Below are 19,563 nucleotides of genomic sequence, written 5' to 3' on the forward strand. Positions count from 1 at the left end.
GCGAACCCTTCGCCCACCGGCCTGCCATCAAGGAGAGCCCTATGCCCTGGTATGCCTGGTTGATTCTGGTGGTTGCTATAGGTTCGATCGTCGGCGGCTTGATGATGCTGCGCGACACCGCCGACAAGGTGGAACTGACCGATGAGCAACGTAAACGCGTCGCCGAGCGCAACGCACAAATGGATGCCAAGGAAGCGCAAGACCGTTAAACCTCAAGCCCCTTCCCTGATCAGGAAGGGGCTTTTCAATGGCCGCTATTCCCAATCGGCCCTGGCCAGTTGCAGACCATGCTGCCCCTTATAGGCCGCACGTTCGGGTTGGCTCCAACCCTCGAGCAACGATTCCTCCAGCTGATAAATCTCCACCCCCAACGGTCGGCAGACGCTCAACGGATCCTGGGCATCCGGCCCCCACATCGGCAACGACAGATCGCCGCCGGGACAGGTCGACAACGCACACAGCACGTCGATCTCGGCAAAGAACTCGAGGTAGTCGCCCTTCTGCGCCGGACAGGCCTTCATGAAATACAGGTCGTCATGGTTGAGCCCGGTGCACTGAAAGATATTCAACACATCGTGCACATCGAACTCGGTCAGGCCATGGGGCAGCACGGCGCGGGTCAGATTGGAGTGGCAATGGTGATGGAAGTCCTCGCCGGTCAGCATCCGGTTGACGTAGGGGTCGCAGCGCGTGCCCAGCAGGTCATGCACCCGGCCGCCATGCTCATCGATGCCGTAGCTGGCCAGACTGTCATCGGTGATGGTGACCAACGGCCGCAGAAACGGGAGATTCGACCAGAGCCGGTCATGGGTGCTGACGTGGGCACCCTGCAATTGCCGGGTTCGCGCCGCCCACAACCGCTCCCGAGGGTCATTGGCATTCCAGACATTGAAGTCGCCAACCTGAGGCCCCACCGGGGTGGTCACCCGAAACACATGCCCGGCGGGTACTTTCCAGGCACGCCCGGTGCGGATCGGAACCTCGAACTGCTCGATCAGCCGGCGCTTGTCGGGTGTATCGCGGATCCGCTCATAAAACGCTGTGTCTACCTGCAAAGCAGAGCCTTTGCTCACCTGATAAGCGGCTGGATAGTCCTTGTACATGGTTGAAGCCCTCGCGGGTTAACGGGAAGCCTGATGGAGAATATCGAGCAGCAAACGCTCGGAGTCGTCCAGATACCCTTCCATGGCCACACCCGCCTGGTACCTGTCGCCTTCGGCCAGCAAGTCATGGATCTGCCGGTCCCGCGTCAGCCAGGGAGCCTGGAAATGCTGCTCGTCCGGGGCGGCACAAAACACCAGGCGCATCTGTGCCACGACGTTGGTGAAGAACTCGTCGAACAACCGACTGCCCATCAACCCCACAACATGCTGGTGGAAACCCAGGCTATGGGTGCCTACCGAGCGCCAGTCTTCACGCTCCCAGGCCAACTGCGCGGCCTCAGTGGATTCGAGCATGCGATCGGACTGGTAGTCGCGCAGCGGCCGGCTATTGGCGATGGCCTGCAACTCCAGCGTCCGACGCACCTGGAACAGATCACGTACTTCTTCCGTGCCCAAGCGCCGGACCATGACTCCCTTGTTGCGCACATAACGGGTCAAGCCTTCCTGCCCAAGCTGATGCAAGGCTTCGCGGATGGTATTGCGCGAAGCGTTGTAAGCCGCCACCAGCTCGCTTTCGATCAACGCCATCCCGGGCAGCAGGCGCCCACCGATAATATCGTCACGCAATTCGAGCCTGATCTGATCGGCCAGTGACACACCTGCACTCATGGGGCGCCTCGACATTGTTCAACAATCACTGAACAACAGATAACCACTAATCGTGCCAACTACCCGCGTCCCGTCAGCAACGGACTGACTCCGCCGACAGCTGGCCGTCGGGGCTTTGAAGTACAGTCACCATCTGATTAACCTTGGTTAAGATGGCGCCTCAGTTTGTGGAGATTTCTAAGATGCGGTACTCACCAGACCACAAAGCCCAGACCCACCAGCGCATCATCAAAGAGGCTTCGCAGCGCTTCCGACGTGACGGTATCGGCGCCACCGGACTGCAACCGCTGATGAAAGCCTTAGGCCTGACCCACGGAGGCTTCTACTCGCATTTCGCGTCCAAGGACGAACTGGTCGAGAAAGCCCTGCAAGCCTCGGCTGCAGAGCTCGACGAGCATTGCGCCCAGCTGTTTAGCGAGCAGCGACCGCTGCACGCCTTTATCGACAACTACCTTTCCGAATGGCATCAAAGCTCCCCTCACCAAGGGTGCCCCTTGCCGACCATGTCCGCAGAACTGGGCTTGCGCGGCCAGCCAAGCCCCACCACCGATGCCATCCTCAAGGCCCGACTTGAGCAAGTGCAAAACGCCTTGCTGGGTACAGAGCAGGCTAACGATCAAAGCCTGCTGATCATGTCGACCTTGGTGGGTGCCCTGGTCCTGTCGCGCAGTGTGCAAAGCACCGAGCTGGCTCGACGTATACTGGATGTCGCGCGTGAGCAACTGAAGCAGACGCCACCGTCATCGAGCTGAACAGGCTTGCGTGAAGCACTTGGGAAGCTTGGCCGCAGCCACATTGCGCAGCGCCTGCCTCGCAACGTTCAGCTCACAATAAAAGCCTGCCTACACCCACCAAAACCAACGCAAAAAAAAGCCGGTCAATGACCGGCTTCAGACGTTAGATCAGCTTCAATTGACCTCGAGTTTCTCGCGGTTCTTTTCCAGCAACACCTTGCCGATCCCTTTGACTTCCAGCAATTCATCCACCGATGTGAACGGGCCATTGCTTTCGCGATAAGCGATGATGGCCTTCGCTTTGGTTTCACCGACACCGAAAAGCTCACGCTGCAATGCTGCTACATCAGCGGTATTCAAATCGAGCTTGGTAACCGCGACCGTTGCGGGAGCTGAAGCAACGATCGGAGCTTCAGTTTGCGATTTGGCAACAGGAGCAGCGTTGACGACAGTCGCCGCCACGCCGGCCAGCAATGCAAAGATCAACGAAGAAAAGTAAGGGTTACGCATTGAGTGACTCTCCATGACATCGATTAGGAAAAGCAGCTTTTCCGAAGCTGCCTTCCAAACCTAGGTGATGTGCCGGGCAAGTCAAAAGTGGGTGAGTTACAGCTTATGTAGGTCTAGGGTTTGAGGCGCCGCTGCTGATAAATCCAATCAACAATCTCCCCGTCCGGGGTATAGCCGCTGACCGTCTCGCGCAGCAATTGGCGAACCCGGGCGTAGTCATCCAGCTCAACAGCAGCAAGCAGTTCGGTCAGCCGGACCTTCAATACATCCCAAGGCAAATGGTCTTCGTTGGCACTCATGATCATGGGGTGATCGGTCGCAGCAACGTTGTCGCCAATCAGCAACTCTTCGTAAAGCTTTTCACCCGGACGCAGACCTGTGAACTCGATGGCGATATCACCATGCGGGTTCTTGTCCGAACGCACGCTCAGGCCCGAAAGGTGAATCATCTTCTCCGCCAACTCGACGATCTTGACCGGCTCCCCCATATCCAGCACGAAAACATCACCGCCCTGCCCCATGGAGCCGGCCTGAATCACCAATTGAGCCGCTTCAGGGATGGTCATGAAGTAACGGGTGATCTTGGGATGGGTGACCGTTAGCGGGCCGCCAGATTTGATCTGCTTATGGAACAACGGAATGACTGAACCGGAAGATCCCAGCACATTGCCGAAGCGAACCATGGTGAAGCGGGTTTTATTGACTCGAGAAATATTCGACTCATCGCCCAGAAAAACGGGAGCCAGTTCACGACTCAATGCCTGCAGAGTCAATTCGGCAAGACGCTTGGTACTGCCCATGACATTGGTCGGGCGAACAGCCTTGTCTGTAGAGATAAGTACAAAGTTTGCGACACCTGCCTGCAAAGCGGCCTGAGCCGTATTCAGTGTGCCGATAACGTTATTCAGGACACCTTCGGCAATGTTGTGCTCGACCATCGGCACATGCTTGTAAGCCGCGGCGTGGTAGACCGTATCGACCTTCCAGGTTGTCATCACATCTAACAACTTCGCCTGATTACGGGCCGAGCCTAAAATGGGTAGCAACTTGACCGGCAATGATTCGCGCGCAATGCGTTGCTCCAACTCTGACAAAATGCTGTAAAGATTGAATTCGCTATGGTCGAACAGCAGCAGCGTCGTTGGCTCGGACGAAAGTATCTGCCTGCAAAGTTCAGAGCCGATAGACCCACCCGCTCCCGTCACCAGAACAATTCGCCCTTTGATACAACGGGCAAGCAGTTCCTCCTGCGCGGGCACTGCATCACGCCCCAGCAAGTCAGCAATATCCACCTCTTGAATGTCATCGACCTTTACCCGACCACTGGCAAGGTCCATAAAACCGGGAACACTGCGCACGTGCAGTGGGTACTTCTCCAGGAAACCCAATATTTCCCGACGACGACTGCGGCTTGATGAAGGGATAGCCAGGAGCACTTCGATCGCCCCTGTATCATCAATCATCTGTTTGATGTGTTTTGGTTTATAGACCTGCAACCCGGAGATCACCCGATCGGCAATGCTGCTGTCATCATCGATAAAGGCCACGGGACGCATAAGCTTGCCCATGCGCAATGCAGCAACAAGCTGGTTACCGGCAGCTCCGGCACCATAGATGGCAACCTTGGGCAGCCCATCATCGCGATTAGTAAAAGGAACATGCTGTGCTGCGGTAAACCAGTCACCGATAAAGTACTGGCGCATCACCAGACGTAATCCACCTACCAGAACCATGCTCAACCACCAATAGTTGAACACGATGGAACGAGGGACGACCGTTTGATGATTACTGTACAAGTACACAACCAGGGCCAGTATCAACGCAGATAAACTGACTGCTTTGGCAATGGCGATCAGCGCATCGTTACCAAAGTAACGCATCACCGCGCGATACATTCCAAACCGGACAAAAAGCGGAATTGCCACCACCGGCGCGCTCAAAAATAGCCAGAGATGAACGACAAAGGGATTGTTCAGATCATCGAACCCCAACCTCACAACAAACGCCATCCACAAGGCGATCCAAACCAACACAATGTCGGTGGCCACCTGAAGGAAGCGCTTTTGTCGGCGCGGAAGGCTCAATAGATATGTTCGTATTTTATCCATAACCTCTGTTACTACCTCAATCCCTAGGCTTGATAACCATGGTGTATTGATTTATTTGGTCAGCAAGCCAATACGTGTTCCACGCTAACCCATGCAGATGTGCATCAGCTTTTTTGTTCCAGCTCTCCAGCATGGAATCTGAGTGCCAGGAAAATCAAAGGCAGATAAGCCAGCGCAACACCAATAATACCATCCAGCCCAAAAAGACTGACGCCAAGCGCTATTGGCAGCAACCAGAACAGATTAATAAACACGACTGCAAGCGTGACCGGCAGATGGCGCTCAAACTGTCGGGAAGCGAATTGATATCCATGGCTACGGTGCGCTTCATAAACCTTGTCCCCTCTCAGCAGACGCCGGATCAAGGTGAAAGTAGCGTCAACGATGAATACGCCCAGCAGGATCAGCCACACCCATAAAAATTGTGGCGAGTCCCACGCAGCTTGCAGAGACAGGACGCCGAGGATAATGCCGAGAAAACCACTGCCCGCATCCCCCATGAAAATGCGTGCCGGTGGGAAATTCCAGTAGAGGAATCCGAGCACAGCCATCGCCAGTAACAATGGCGACCAAATCAAATGCTCATTGCCAGTCAACCAATAGATCAGGCAAGCCCCCAGGCACGTACAAATAGCCTCAACACTGGCGATACCATCAATTCCATCCATGAAGTTGTAGAGATTGAGCAACCAGACCAGATAAAAAGCAGCCAGGGCGTGGCCCAGCCAACCAAGGCTGATGTCAGCCCCAAAAATCTTGATAGTCGGCAGCCCACCCAACCAGAGCAATGCCCACGCCGCGGCAAGGAAATGCGCCAATAATCGCCAGCGGGCGGCGATATGCCCGTGATCATCCAGAAACCCAACAATTGCTATCAGTCCTCCAGCTCCCGTCAGTGCCCATACAACAGGCAATGGCATCTCAACTGCTACCGCCAGAAACGGCAAAGTGAGAAGGAAACTAAGGACAATTGCCACCCCGCCCCCGCGCGGCGTTGGTACCGTATGAGAGCTACGCCCATTAGGTATATCCATAAGGCTGCGCGCCAATGCGTATCGACGCAGTACCCATGTGAGCAAAAGCGAGGCAAGTGCCACCCCCGCGAAAAAGTACCAAATTGCCATTTACGATTCAGTTCCTGAAACCATATGAGAGTTCATCAGCGGACAGATCCAAGGCGCTAACATCCGGATGAGAATAACTGCGCTCGTTGGACCGCCTGCGGATTACTTACGCTGTTCAATAAAATGCTGAGCGGTGATGCGCAGTGCAGCATCAACACTCAGGGGAGGAGTCCAGCCTAGCAACTCGCGGGTTTTACTGATATCGACCTGGAGCGAACCGCATAAGCGCTGGGAAAGAGCTTTTCTGCCGAGAAGCGTAGCCCCTGTCTCAAGCATCCAACTGGGTACAGGCAGTAGACGAGCCGGAGAGCCAAGGGCTTGCCCCATTTTACGCAACAACTCAGTCGTAGAAAGATCCTCACCATCGCTAACCAGAAAGGTCTGATTGGCAGCCGCAGGGTGACTCAGACAGGTAACAACTAAATCAACCAGATTTCCCAGCGCCACCAGACTGCGGCGATTATTAATCGCCCCCAATGGCAGCGGCACTCCCTTGTTCAACCAACGCATCATATTCAGAAAATTGGCTTTCACGCCCGGTCCGTAAACGAGAGTGGGCCGGATAATGACAACCTCCATCCCGGTTTTCCTGGCGATCTCCCTTAATCCCTGCTCGGCTTCCATTTTAGAAATACCATAGGAATCTGCTGGTGCAGGTTCAGCATCTGCAAAATAAGGAGCGCCTGGAACTGTTCCTTCGCCATTGACCTTGATCGAGCTAATAAATACAAAGCGACGAACGCCCGCTTGTGCTGCTTGTCGGGCCAGATTGAGAGATCCTTCAACATTTACCCGACGAAAATCACGAAGGCTGTCACTTGAGGTTTCATTCATGACATGGACACGTGCCGCAGCATGAACAACAGCGCTGCATCCACCTAAGGCATCCCCCCAAGCTGTATTTCCATCGATATCGGCAACTTTCGCAACGACTGTGGACTCAGGAAAATCGTTTACATGCGTTCGCAGCACTGCAACCAATTCATTTATTGGGGAGATGGATAACCGCTCGTGAACAGCACGGCCCACAAGGCCAGACACTCCGGTCAAAAGGATCCTGCTCATCTTACCTCTTGAAATTTAGATACTTATTGATTCAGTGAAATCGGCCAGCTAGAAACATCAAACCTTTGATGAATCGCCTTCAAATCAAGAGTAATGACCCAAATACTGATTAAAAAACAGACAGAAAAATTCTACACGCCCCATAGAATCACACGGTACATGCGCTCTTTGAATGCGTCAGATGTGGAACTCAAAATAAAAATTTTGCAAAGCGGCCATCCACCGAAAAAACAGAAGAACTACACCATCAATCTCAGAGTATTTTTAGTAAAATCCGACCTGCCTTAATATTTGTTATATAGACGCGGCAAAGTACGCCACGCAATAACACCTGCGCCAAAAGTCAAAAACAACCAAGTCTGGCAACTTCAATCATTACCCTCGTGTATATACTTAAAATTAAAAACCCTCTTCCTCTTCTTCATTCACTCGATCGCGCAGTTCTTTACCCGGCTTGAAATGCGGCACGAATTTCCCGTCGAGGCTTACCGACTGCCCTGTCTTCGGGTTGCGACCCACTCGCGGCGCACGGTAGTGCAGTGAGAAACTACCAAATCCCCGAATTTCTATCCGGTCGCCGGTAGCCAGGCATTGGGACATTTGCTCAAGCATAGTCTTGATGGCCAGCTCGACATCCTTGGATGACAGCAGCCCTTGATGGGTGACAATTCGTTCGATCAACTCCGACTTCGTCATATTTTTCCCTTCTTTTTCAAGCAGCTAGGTCAGTGCTCAGAAGGTTTTAGCATGCTCTGAGGATTTTGAACAGCCCATGTATTGACTTATCTGCTGGACCGCAATTGCATCGCATCTAGCGCCCCCTTTAGCACCTCAGAGCCACTTTTACCTACACATGACCAGCATTGTGCGGGTAACGTAGCCAGCGGGGTTCCAGCCGAAGGGATAATCGCCCTCCTCGTCCTTCGCGTCGCTGGACTTGGTTATGACCTTGTACCCACCGGCTTTGCACTCCTTAGCCGCGCGCTTGTAACATTTATCCCAATCCGAGCCCAAGCCCGAGCAATCAATTTCAATTCCACTGACGCCACGTATCGCATGGGTCTTGGCGCTGGTAGTACATCCAGCAAGAAGGAGCACGGCGACAATAACTGCGAGTCTGTTCATTCCCTTCCTTATGCAGCATAGGCTGCGATGCTGACACCCTTTCAACCCTAGCCTAGCTCCTGATGAGCAAGCTCGTTGCTTGTAAGAAGAGACAACTCACTGCATATGTTGGTTTCAGAAGGATTTAACTCAAATTCAAGGCACAAAAAAGGGCGACCGAAGTCGCCCTTTTTCTATGGTCTTACAGAACTTAGTTCTGTTTTTCCATTTGTGCACGCAACAGGTCGCCCAGAGTGGTAGGACCAGCAGCGATGTCCGAAGCAGCTGGCTTGTCGCGCAGGCTTTGGATTGCTTCTTTCTCGTCTTCAACGTCTTTCGACTTGATCGAGAGCTGGATTACGCGGCTCTTGCGGTCAACGCTGATGATCTTGGCTTCAACTTCTTCGCCTTCTTTCAGAACGTTACGTGCATCTTCGATGCGGTCACGGCTGATTTCGGAGGCTTTCAGAGTAGCTTCGATATCGTTGGCCAGGGTGATGATGGCGCCTTTGGCGTCAACTTCTTTTACAACACCCTTAACGATTGCGCCTTTATCGTTCTCTTGAACGTACTCGGAGAACGGATCGCTTTCCAGTTGCTTGATGCCCAGGGAGATACGCTCACGCTCTGGGTCAACCGACAGGATAACGGTGTCCAGCTCGTCGCCCTTCTTGAAGCGGCGTACGGCTTCTTCGCCCACTTCGTTCCAGGAGATGTCGGACAGGTGAACCAGGCCGTCGATGCCGCCGTCCAGACCAATGAAGATACCGAAATCGGTGATCGACTTGATGGTGCCGGAGATTTTATCGCCCTTGTTGAACTGGCCAGAGAAATCTTCCCATGGGTTAGATTTGCACTGTTTGATGCCGAGGGAGATACGACGACGTTCTTCGTCGATGTCCAGAACCATAACTTCCACTTCGTCGCCGACTTGTACGACTTTCGAAGGGTGGATGTTCTTGTTGGTCCAGTCCATTTCGGAAACGTGTACCAGGCCTTCAACGCCTTCTTCCAGCTCAGCGAAGCAGCCGTAGTCGGTCAGGTTGGTTACACGCGCGGTAACGCGAGTGCTTTCTGGGTAGCGAGCTTTGATAGCGACCCATGGATCTTCGCCCAGCTGCTTCAAGCCCAGGGAGACACGGTTACGTTCACGATCGTACTTCAGAACCTTGACATCGATCTCGTCGCCAACGTTGACGATTTCGGAAGGATGCTTGATACGCTTCCAAGCCATGTCGGTGATGTGCAGCAGGCCATCAACGCCACCCAGATCGACGAATGCGCCGTAATCGGTGAGGTTTTTAACGATACCTTTGACTTGCTGGCCTTCCTGCAGGGATTCCAGCAGAGCTTCACGCTCGGCGGAGTTCTCGGCTTCGAGGACGCTGCGACGGGAAACAACAACGTTGTTGCGCTTCTGGTCCAGCTTGATGACCTTGAATTCCAGCTCTTTGCCTTCCAGGTGCGTGGTGTCGCGCACTGGACGGACGTCAACCAGAGAACCTGGCAGGAACGCACGGATGCCGTTAACGTCGACAGTGAAGCCGCCTTTAACCTTACCGTTGATAACGCCCTTGACCACTTCTTCGGCTGCGAAGGCTGCTTCCAGAACAATCCAGCATTCAGCGCGCTTGGCTTTTTCACGGGACAGCTTGGTTTCACCAAAGCCATCTTCAACCGAGTCCAGCGCAACGTGAACTTCGTCACCGACGTTGATAGTCAGGTCGCCAGCGTCGTTGTAGAACTGCTCAAGCGGGATGAGTGCTTCAGACTTCAGGCCAGCGTGAACGGTTACCCAACGAGCTTGGTAATCGATATCAACGATAACACCGGTGATGATGGAGCCTGCCTGAAGGTTCAGGGTTTTTAGGCTTTCTTCAAAGAGTTCCGCAAAGCTTTCGCTCATTTTAATTCCTGTTGATAAGGGCGAAGAATACGCCCATCTGCCACATCCCAGACGATGTGGGTTACGTTCATATAAAAGAAAGACCGCGGGACTATGACTGGTTCCCCACGCTCTTCTTGGTCACCCGGCGATGTCGCGAATGGCGATCTCGCTCAGAATGCGTTCCAGCACCTGCTCGATGGACAACTCCGTGGAATCCAGCTGTATGGCGTCAGCCGCCGGCTTAAGCGGGGCTACCGCTCGCTGGGTGTCGCGCTCATCGCGCGCACGAATCTCATCTAGCAGACTCGACAGACTAACACCATCTACTTTTCCCTTCAACTGCAGGTAACGGCGACGTGCACGCTCCTCGGCACTGGCAGTGAGGAAAATCTTCAACGGCGCCTCTGGAAAAACCACCGTCCCCATGTCACGACCGTCAGCCACGAGTCCTGGCGGCTCCTGGAAGGCCCGCTGGCGCTGCAACAGCGCATCACGCACCGCGGGCAATGCGGCTACCTGGGAAGCCCAGGCGCCCACCTGCTCATTGCGCAGATCATCAGTGACATCGTCACCTTCGAGAATGATGCGTTGCGGATGCCCTTCAGTCGCACCAAGGAACTGCACATCGAGATGAGCCGCGAGCAATTTCAGCGACTCTTCGTTGGTCAGGTCGACGCCATGGTTGCGTGCGGCAAATGCCAGCAAACGGTACAACGCCCCAGAGTCCAGCAGGCACCAGCCCAGACGCTTGGCCAGAATCCCGGCGATGGTGCCCTTGCCAGAACCGCTAGGCCCATCGATGGTGATTACAGGTGCCTTGATGTTCACGACTGAGCCTCTTGCGCTACGCGGATACCGACCTGCGCGCACAGCGCGAGGAAGTTGGGGAAAGAAGTCGCCACGTTCGCGCAATCATGAATGCGGATCGGAGCATTGGCACGCAGCGAAGCCACGCTGAAAGCCATCGCAATCCGGTGATCACCGTGACCGTGCACTTCACCGCCACCAATCTGGCCGCCATCGATGATGATGCCGTCCGGCGTAGGCTCGCACTTGACGCCCAGCGCCAGCAGGCCGTCGGCCATGACCTGGATACGATCAGACTCCTTGACCCGCAGCTCTTCAGCACCACGCAGCACGGTACGCCCTTCGGCGCAGGCCGCTGCGACAAACAGCACCGGGAACTCGTCAATGGCCAAGGGCACCAACTCTTCAGGAATCTCGATACCTTTGAGTTTAGCCGCCCGTACGCGCAGGTCTGCCACAGGTTCGCCACCGACTTCACGCTGGTTTTCCAGGGTGATATCCGCCCCCATCAGGCGCAGGATGTCGATCACGCCGGTGCGGGTCGGGTTAATACCGACATGCTCCAGCACCAACTCCGAACCCTCGGCGATCGACGCAGCCACCAGGAAGAACGCCGACGACGAGATATCGCCTGGCACTTCAATGTGCGTAGCAGTCAGTTTGTGGCCCGACTCAACCGAAGCAGTCGCACCGTCGACGCTGACCGGGTAGCCGAAACCGCGCAGCATACGCTCGGTATGGTCACGGGTCGGCGCAGGCTCGGTCACGGTAGTTTTGCCTTCGGCGTAAAGCCCCGCCAGCAGCAGGCAGGACTTAACCTGGGCACTGGCCATCGGCATGGTGTACGTCAGGCCCTTGAGCTTGCTGCCACCGCGAATGACCATCGGCGGACGACCTTCGGCAGCCGTTTCGATGACAGCGCCCATTTCCCGCAACGGGTTGGCCACGCGATTCATCGGACGCTTGGACAGCGACGCATCCCCCGTCAGGGTGCTGTCGAAGTTCTGCGCCGCCAGGAGGCCGGACAGCAGGCGCATCGAGGTACCGGAGTTGCCCAGGTAGATAGGACCTGGAGCGGGCTTCAAGCCATGCAGGCCAACGCCGTGAATGGTTACGCGGCCGTGGTGCGGACCTTCTATCACCACGCCCATGTCGCGGAACGCCTGCAAGGTTGCCAGCGCGTCTTCGCCTTCGAGGAAACCTTCGACCTCGGTAACGCCTTCAGCCAGCGAGCCGAGCATGATCGAGCGGTGAGAAATCGACTTGTCACCCGGTACACGGATCCGCCCATTCAGGCGGCCACCAGGATTTGCCAGGAAAATCAGATCGTTGGAGTTCATAGCGTCCACATAGGCCCGGCGGGCCAGGATTTTACTGAAATGCTCGCGGGCAACCCGGGCGCGAGTGAATACGCCCAACAATTGGTGCCCATCCCCTGCATCGACCGCGTCGCGCAGGGCGTCGAGGTCGTTGCGAAATGTATCGAGTGTGCGCAGTACCGCTTCGCGATTGGCGAGGAAGATGTCGTGCCACATGACCGGGTCGCTGCCGGCGATTCTCGTGAAATCGCGGAAACCGCCCGCAGCGTAACGGAAGATGTCCAGATTTTCACTGCGCTTGGCCAACGAGTCGACCAGGCCGAATGCCAGCAGGTGGGGCAAATGACTGGTCGCCGCCAACACTTCATCGTGGCGCTCGACCTGCATATGCTCGACATCCGCTCCCAGCTCGCGCCATAACCGATCGACCAGCCTCAACGCCTCGGGGTCGGTCTGCTCCAGCGGAGTCAGAATTACTTTATGTCGACGAAACAGCTGGGCATTGGACGCCTCGACGCCGCTCTGCTCGGAACCGGCAATCGGGTGCCCCGGCACGAAGCGCGGCGGCATGCCACCAAAGGCCTCGGTTGCAGCGCGTACCACATTACCCTTGGCGCTGCCGACATCCGTCAGGATCGCCTGCCCCAGGTCCATGCCAGCCAAGAGCGCCAGGAGCTTTTCCATGGCCAGGATCGGTACTGCCAGCTGGATCACGTCTGCACCCTGGCAGGCCGCGGCGAGGTCTTCTTCGCAGCGGTCCACCACGCCCAATTCGACTGCCAACTTGCGCGATTGAGGATCCAGATCGACCCCTACCACCTCGCGACACACCCCGCTTTCACGCAGGCCCTTGGCAAAAGAGCCACCAATCAGCCCCAGACCGACCACCACCAGGCGACCGATCATAGGCACAGCAGATTGCATTGGAATGACATCAACCACGAGCCAGAACCTTGGACAACGCCTCGAGGAAGCGACTGTTTTCAGCCGGCAGACCGACGGTAATACGCAGGTGGTTCGGCATACCGTAATTGGCCACAGGACGCACAATCACACCCTCGCGCAGCAACCCCTGGAATACCGGAGCAGCCACCCTTCCCAGGTCAACGGCAATGAAGTTGCCTTTGGAAGGAATCCACGACAGTCCCAGCTCGCGAAAGCCCGCCTCCAGCTGCTGCATGCCAGCCTCATTCAGGCGACGGCTCTCAGCCAGGTATTCCTCGTCCTGCAACGCCGCACAGGCAGCAGCCAACGCCAGGCTGTTGACGTTGAACGGCTGGCGAACCCGGTTCAGCACATCGGCCACCACCGGCGTCGACAAGCCATAACCCACACGCAACGACGCCAGGCCATAGGCCTTGGAGAAGGTCCGCGAAACCAGCAGATTCGGGTAGGCCGCCAGGAAATCCAGGCCGTCGGGCAAGTCGCTGCCTTCGGCGTACTCGATATAAGCCTCGTCCAGCACCACCAGCACATGCCCTGGCACATCCTGCAGGAACTCGTCCAACGCCTCGGCGCTGAACCAGGTACCGGTCGGGTTGTTCGGATTGGCGATAAACACCACCCGGGTATTGGCGTCGATTGCCTGCAGCATTGCAGGCAGGTCATGCCCCCAATCCTTGGCCGGAACCACGTGCGCCTGCGCGCCCACGGCCTGGGTGACAATCGGATAGACGGCAAAGGCATGGGCGCTGAATACGGCATTCAAGCCCGGGGCCAGGTAGGCACGAGCGACCAATTCCAGAATGTCGTTGGAACCGTTGCCCAGGGTGACCTGGCTCAGCTCGACCGCGCAACGCTCGGCCAACAGGGTCTTGAGGGCAAAACCATTGCCATCGGGATAACGTGTCAGCTCTGCCAGCTCGTCACGGATCGCCGCCAGCGCTTTGGGGCTGGCGCCCAGCGGGTTTTCGTTACTTGCCAGCTTGACGATTTTTGCCGGATCGATGTCCAGCTCACGCGCCAGTTCGTCCACGGGTTTGCCCGGAACGTAAGGCGAAAGTTGTTGCACGCCCGGCTGTGCCAGAGCGAGGAAGTCGCCACTCATTGTTAAAGCCTCAGAGAACCGCTTTCGGGTAGGAACCCAGCACCTTGAGTGCCACTGCTTCCTGACTGATCTTCTCCAGCACACCTTTGACCAATGGGTCGCGGTGATGGCCGACGAAGTCGATAAAGAACACATAGGTCCACTTGCCACTGCGCGAAGGTCGGGTTTCGATTCGCGTCAGGTCGATGCCGTTATCGTGGAATGGCACCAGCAGCTCATGCAGCGCGCCCGGCTTGTTGCTCATGGAGACGATGATCGAGGTCTTGTCGTCGCCAGTCGGCGGCACTTCCTGGCTGCCGATCATCAGGAACCGCGTGGAGTTGTCCGGGCGGTCCTCGATTTTCTCGGCCAGGCGAGTCAGGCCATACAAACCTGCTGCCATATCGCCGGCAATTGCCGCCGAGTTCCACTCACCCTTGACCCGCTTCGCGGCCTCGGCATTGCTCGAGACGGCGACACGCTCCACATTCGGGTAGTGCGCGTCCAGCCACTTGCGGCACTGGGCCAGGGATTGGGCATGGGAGTAGATGCGGCTGATGCTGTCAGTCTTGGTGTTTTCACCAACCAGCAAATGGTGGTGAATCCGCAACTCGACTTCGCCACAGATGACCATGTCGTGCTCAAGGAAGCTGTCGAGGGTGTGGTTGACCGCGCCCTCGGTGGAGTTTTCCACCGGGACCACGCCAAAATTCACCGCACCGGCTGCCACTTCGCGGAACACTTCATCGATCGCTGCCATTGGCTTGCTGATCACGGCGTGACCGAAATGCTTCATCGCCGCGGCCTGGGTGAAGGTGCCTTCAGGGCCGAGGTAGGCCACTTTCAACGGCTGCTCGAGTGCCAGGCACGACGACATGATTTCGCGAAACAAGCGCGCCATCTCTTCGTTGCCCAGCGGCCCCTGGTTACGCTCCATCACCCGCTTGAGCACCTGAGCTTCACGCTCAGGACGATAGAACACTGGCACCTCGCCTTCGGCCAGGGAGGCCATCTTGACGCGCGCGACTTCCTGGGCGCAGCGCGCACGCTCACTGATCAGTTCCAGGACCTTTTCGTCCAGGGCATCAATGCGCAGGCGCAGTGCCTTGAGTTCTTGCTCAGACATTAACCGTGTTCCTTCTCGAACTCTGCCATGTAGGCCACCAGCGCATTGACTGCGGTGATGTCGACGGCGTTGTAGATGGAGGCGCGCATGCCGCCAACCGAGCGGTGACCCTTGAGGTTCAACAGGCCACGCGCTTCGGCACCGGCCAGGAACGGCTTGTCCAGGCGATCGTCAGCCAGACGGAACGGCACGTTCATCCACGAGCGGTCGGACTTGTTGATCGGGTTGCTGTACAGGCCGCTGGCGTCGATGAAGTCATACAGCGTGCGCTGCTTCACTTCATTGAGCTTGCCGATGGCCTCTACGCCGCCTTGCTCCTTGAGCCACTCGAACACCAGCCCGGACAGATACCAGGCCAGGGTCGGCGGGGTGTTGTACATCGAGCCGTTGTCCGCCGCGACCTTGTAGTCGAGCATGGTCGGGCACAGGGAGCGGGCACGCCCCAGCAGGTCTTCACGGATGATGTTGACCAGGATGCCGCTAGGGCCGATGTTTTTCTGCGCGCCGGCGTAGATCATGCCGAAACGGGAGATATCCACAGGGCGCGACAGGATGTCGGAAGACATGTCAGCCACCAGCGGAACGTCGCCGGTTTCCGGGATCCAGTTGAATTCCAGGCCGCCGATGGTTTCGTTCGGTGCGTAGTGAACGTAGGCCGCGTCTTTCGACAGCTGCCATTCGTTTTGGCCGGGAATGGCGAAATAGTCGTAGGGCTTGGCGGTGGCAGCCACATTGACGTGGCCGTAGCGCGAGGCTTCTTCAATGGCTTTCTGCGACCAGATACCGGTATCGATATAGTCGGCCGAGCCGTTTTCCGGCAACAGGTTCAGGGGGATCTGAGCAAATTGCTGGCTGGCGCCGCCCTGCAGAAACAGCACTTTGTAGTTCGAGGGGATATCCAGCAGGTCACGCAGATCCTGCTCAGCCTTGGTGGCAATGGACACGAACTCATCGCTGCGATGGCTCATCTCCATGACCGACAGGCCCTTGCCATGCCAATCCAGCAACTCGGCCTGGGCACGCGACAGGACAGCTTCAGGTAGCGCAGCGGGACCCGCGCAGAAGTTATAGGCTCGTTTGCTCACATCCACTCTCGCTATGCATTCACGGTAGCGGACAGAGCAAACACTCTGCCCTGCTACGATTTATTTAGTCTTGCGACTCTTCTTCGCCTGCGGCGTCAGCCTGCCGGCCCTCGGTTGCGTCATCCGGATCGGTGCCCGCGTCCAGCACGGTCCCTTCGAACTCTTCACCTTCTTCGCCTTCCAGCTCGTCACCCTCGACTTCAGACGGCTCCTGCACCCGCTCCAGACCGACCAGGGTTTCATCGCTGGCCAGCTTGATCAGGGTCACGCCCTGGGTGTTACGACCCAGGCTCGACACTTCGTCGACCCGTGTACGCACCAGGGTGCCCTGGTCGGAAATCAGCATGATTTCCTCACCATCCAGCACCTGGACCGCACCGACCAGACGGCCGTTACGATCATTGCTGACCATGGCGATAACGCCCTGGCCGCCACGTTTGTACTCAGGGAATTCGGTGATCGCCGTGCGCTTGCCATAACCACGTGCGGATGCGGTCAGGATCTGGCTGCCCTCTTCCGGAATCAGCATGGAAATCAGCTTCTGGCCTTCCGGCAGACGCATGCCGCGCACACCGCGAGCGGTACGGCCCATGGCGCGGACGTCGGATTCCTTGAAGCGAGTGACCTTGCCGCCGTCGGAGAACAGCATGACTTCACGCTCGCCATCGGTGATCGCGGCAGAAATCAGCACGTCGCCTTCGTCCAGCTCCAGCGCGATCAAGCCGACACTGCGTTGACGGCTGAAGGATTCCAGCGGGGTCTTCTTCACGGTGCCGCCAGCGGTGGCCATGAAGATGAAGTGACCTTCGGTGTATTCCTCGACCGGCAGCATGGTGGTGATGTACTCACCCTCATCCAGCGGCAACAGGTTGACCAGCGGACGACCACGGGCCGCACGCGATGCTTCAGGGATTTCGTAAGTCTTGAGCCAGTACACCTTGCCCTTGCTGGAGAACAGCAGCAGCGTGGTGTGGCTGTTGGCTACCAGCAGGTGAGCAATGTAGTCCTCATCCTTGACGCCAGTGGCCGATTTGCCTTTCCCGCCCCGACGCTGGGCCTGGTACGCAGCCAATGGCTGGGTCTTGGCATAGCCGCCGTGGGAGATGGTCACAACGCGCTCTTCTTCCGGGATCATGTCACCCAGGGTCAGGTCGAGACGGGCATCGAGAATCTCGGTGCGGCGCACATCGCCGTATTCGGCACGGATCACTTCCAGCTCTTCGCGGATCACTTCCATCAGGCGCGTAGCGCTGTTGAGGATGCGGATCAGCTCGCCGATCTGGTTGAGGATCTCTTGATACTCAGCCAGCAGTTTTTCGTGTTCCAGGCCGGTCAGGCGGTGCAGACGCAGCTCCAGAATGGCTTGCGCCTGCTCTGGCGACAGGAAGTACTTGCCTTCGCGCAGGCCGTACTGCGGGTCCAGGGTCTCTGGACGGCAGGAATCGGCGCCGGCACGCTCGACCATTGCCACCACCGCGGAGGACTCCCAGGCAGTGCTGATCAGCGCTTCCTTGGCTTCCGACGGGGTTGGCGAGGCCTTGATCAGGGCAATGACCGGGTCGATGTTCGACAGGGCAACCGCTTGACCTTCAAGAATGTGGCCGCGTTCGCGCGCTTTACGCAGCTCGAACACAGTACGGCGGGTGACGACTTCACGACGGTGACGAACGAAGGCTTCCAGCAGATCCTTGAGGTTGAGGATCCGAGGGCGGCCATCGATCAGGGCCACGATGTTGATACCGAACACCGCTTGCAGTTGGGTCTGGGCGTAGAGGTTATTGAGGATCACCTCAGGCACTTCGCCGCGACGCAGCTCGATCACCACGCGCATCCCGTCTTTGTCGGACTCGTCGCGCAGCTCGGTGATGCCTTCGAGCTTCTTCTCTTTAACCAGCTCGGCGATCTTCTCGATCAGACGCGCCTTGTTCAACTGGTATGGGAGCTCGGTAATGACGATCTGCTGGCGGCCACCGACCTTGTCGATATCTTCGATCATCGAGCGGGCGCGCATGTAAATGCGGCCACGACCGGTGCGATAGGCTTCGATGATGCCGGCACGACCGTTGATGATCGCGGCGGTCGGAAAGTCCGGGCCCGGGATGTATTGCATCAGCTCGTCGACCGTCAACTCAGGGTTGTCGATCAGCGCCAGGCAACCGTCGATGACTTCACCGAGGTTGTGCGGCGGAATGTTGGTCGCCATGCCCACGGCGATGCCGCTGGAACCGTTGACCAGCAGGTTGGGAATACGGGTCGGCATGACCGCAGGGATCATTTCGGTGCCGTCGTAGTTCGGCACCCAGTCCACGGTTTCTTTATGCAGGTCGGCCAGCAGCTCATGTGCCAGCTTGGTCATGCGCACTTCGGTGTATCGCATGGCCGCAGCGTTATCGCCGTCGACCGAACCGAAGTTGCCCTGACCGTCTACCAACAGGTAGCGCAGCGAGAATGGCTGCGCCATCCGAACGATGGTGTCGTACACCGCGGTATCACCGTGAGGGTGATACTTACCGATCACGTCACCGACAACACGGGCAGATTTCTTGTACGGCTTGTTGAAGTCGTTGCCCAGCTCGCTCATCGCGAACAGCACACGCCGATGCACGGGCTTCAAGCCATCGCGCGCATCAGGCAGTGCCCGCCCGACAATTACGCTCATCGCGTAGTCGAGGTAGGACTGTTTCAGCTCGTCTTCGATATTGACCGGGAGGATTTCTTTGGCCAGTTCGCCCATGAGAAGCCTGATTCCTTTTTCTGGTGAAACCTCGTCACATCCATATGGGACGAACGAAGCTCGTCGCTGCAGGCCTAGCGCCTTGCACCGACTTACGACAAATCAACAAGTTATGCCATGGATTTGCGCAGTAAAGGCAACCACTTTGGGCCACCTTGGAA

The 19,563-nt window shown here is 57.0% G+C and carries 17 protein-coding genes; 2 read left to right on the forward strand and 15 right to left on the reverse strand.

Annotation, left to right across the window (positions count from 1 at the left end; translation table 11 throughout):
• The first annotated feature begins 41 nt into the window (after window positions 1–41).
• Complete coding sequence (locus tag MF4836_RS13370; RefSeq protein ID WP_078470697.1) at window positions 42–209, forward strand: DUF2897 family protein; 168 nt, start codon at window positions 42–44, stop codon at window positions 207–209.
• A 45-nt stretch (window positions 210–254) separates the two neighbouring features.
• On the opposite strand, the gene MF4836_RS13375 is transcribed toward MF4836_RS13370, so the two are convergent.
• Both MF4836_RS13375 and MF4836_RS13380 read right to left on the reverse strand, forming a co-directional pair.
• Window positions 255–1,103, reverse strand: a complete 849-nt coding sequence (locus MF4836_RS13375; RefSeq protein WP_078470698.1) for an urea carboxylase-associated family protein — start codon at window positions 1,101–1,103, stop codon at window positions 255–257.
• 18 nt (window positions 1,104–1,121) lie between these two features.
• Window positions 1,122–1,772: a GntR family transcriptional regulator gene (locus MF4836_RS13380; RefSeq protein WP_078470699.1), complete on the reverse strand. Its 651-nt coding sequence runs from the start codon at window positions 1,770–1,772 to the stop codon at window positions 1,122–1,124.
• Between the two features lie 182 nt (window positions 1,773–1,954).
• Between MF4836_RS13380 and MF4836_RS13385 the strand changes: the two genes are divergently transcribed.
• Entirely contained in the window at window positions 1,955–2,524 is a 570-nt protein-coding gene (locus MF4836_RS13385) for a TetR/AcrR family transcriptional regulator (protein ID WP_078470700.1), read from the forward strand.
• Window positions 2,525–2,680: 156 nt separating this feature from the next.
• Here the strand turns inward: MF4836_RS13385 and MF4836_RS13390 are convergent, their stop codons facing one another.
• From MF4836_RS13390 to gyrA, 13 genes are all read right to left on the reverse strand, one after another.
• Window positions 2,681–3,016, reverse strand: coding sequence for a ComEA family DNA-binding protein (locus MF4836_RS13390; protein ID WP_078470701.1), 336 nt, complete (start codon window positions 3,014–3,016; stop codon window positions 2,681–2,683).
• A 113-nt stretch (window positions 3,017–3,129) separates the two neighbouring features.
• Window positions 3,130–5,124, reverse strand: coding sequence for a polysaccharide biosynthesis protein (locus MF4836_RS13395; RefSeq protein ID WP_078470702.1), 1,995 nt, complete (start codon window positions 5,122–5,124; stop codon window positions 3,130–3,132).
• Between the two features lie 104 nt (window positions 5,125–5,228).
• Window positions 5,229–6,248 carry an MraY family glycosyltransferase gene (locus tag MF4836_RS13400; protein ID WP_078470703.1) on the reverse strand — a complete coding sequence of 340 codons (1,020 nt, stop codon included), beginning with the start codon at window positions 6,246–6,248 and terminating at the stop codon, window positions 5,229–5,231.
• A gap of 102 nt (window positions 6,249–6,350) precedes the next feature.
• A complete protein-coding gene (locus MF4836_RS13405; RefSeq protein WP_078470704.1) occupies window positions 6,351–7,313 on the reverse strand; it encodes a UDP-glucose 4-epimerase family protein in 963 nt (320 codons plus the stop codon).
• Window positions 7,314–7,712: 399 nt separating this feature from the next.
• Window positions 7,713–8,009, reverse strand: a complete 297-nt coding sequence (gene ihfB / locus MF4836_RS13410) for an integration host factor subunit beta (protein WP_020299643.1) — start codon at window positions 8,007–8,009, stop codon at window positions 7,713–7,715.
• Between the two features lie 147 nt (window positions 8,010–8,156).
• Window positions 8,157–8,438, reverse strand: a complete 282-nt coding sequence (locus MF4836_RS13415) for a hypothetical protein (RefSeq protein WP_078470705.1) — start codon at window positions 8,436–8,438, stop codon at window positions 8,157–8,159.
• 190 nt (window positions 8,439–8,628) lie between these two features.
• Entirely contained in the window at window positions 8,629–10,323 is a 1,695-nt protein-coding gene (rpsA, locus tag MF4836_RS13420) for a 30S ribosomal protein S1 (RefSeq protein ID WP_020299641.1), read from the reverse strand.
• 120 nt (window positions 10,324–10,443) lie between these two features.
• The gene (cmk, locus tag MF4836_RS13425; RefSeq protein ID WP_020299640.1) at window positions 10,444–11,133 is read right to left on the reverse strand and encodes a (d)CMP kinase; all 690 of its coding nucleotides are present in this window, start codon (window positions 11,131–11,133) and stop codon (window positions 10,444–10,446) included.
• A complete protein-coding gene (locus MF4836_RS13430) occupies window positions 11,130–13,337 on the reverse strand; it encodes a bifunctional prephenate dehydrogenase/3-phosphoshikimate 1-carboxyvinyltransferase (RefSeq protein WP_078470706.1) in 2,208 nt (735 codons plus the stop codon). The genes cmk and MF4836_RS13430 overlap by 4 nt, the downstream gene beginning before the upstream one ends.
• Before the next feature lie 28 nt (window positions 13,338–13,365).
• Window positions 13,366–14,478, reverse strand: coding sequence for a histidinol-phosphate transaminase (hisC, locus tag MF4836_RS13435; RefSeq protein WP_078470707.1), 1,113 nt, complete (start codon window positions 14,476–14,478; stop codon window positions 13,366–13,368).
• Between the two features lie 10 nt (window positions 14,479–14,488).
• Complete coding sequence (pheA, locus tag MF4836_RS13440; RefSeq protein ID WP_007899727.1) at window positions 14,489–15,583, reverse strand: prephenate dehydratase; 1,095 nt, start codon at window positions 15,581–15,583, stop codon at window positions 14,489–14,491.
• The gene (gene serC, locus MF4836_RS13445; protein WP_078470937.1) at window positions 15,583–16,668 is read right to left on the reverse strand and encodes a 3-phosphoserine/phosphohydroxythreonine transaminase; all 1,086 of its coding nucleotides are present in this window, start codon (window positions 16,666–16,668) and stop codon (window positions 15,583–15,585) included. Before serC ends, pheA begins: the two co-directional genes overlap by 1 nt.
• A gap of 64 nt (window positions 16,669–16,732) precedes the next feature.
• The gene (gyrA, locus tag MF4836_RS13450) at window positions 16,733–19,402 is read right to left on the reverse strand and encodes a DNA gyrase subunit A (protein WP_020299636.1); all 2,670 of its coding nucleotides are present in this window, start codon (window positions 19,400–19,402) and stop codon (window positions 16,733–16,735) included.
• Window positions 19,403–19,563: the final 161 nt, after the last annotated feature.

Source organism: Pseudomonas sp. MF4836, from assembly GCF_002018875.1.
In the GTDB taxonomy this organism is placed as follows: domain Bacteria; phylum Pseudomonadota; class Gammaproteobacteria; order Pseudomonadales; family Pseudomonadaceae; genus Aquipseudomonas.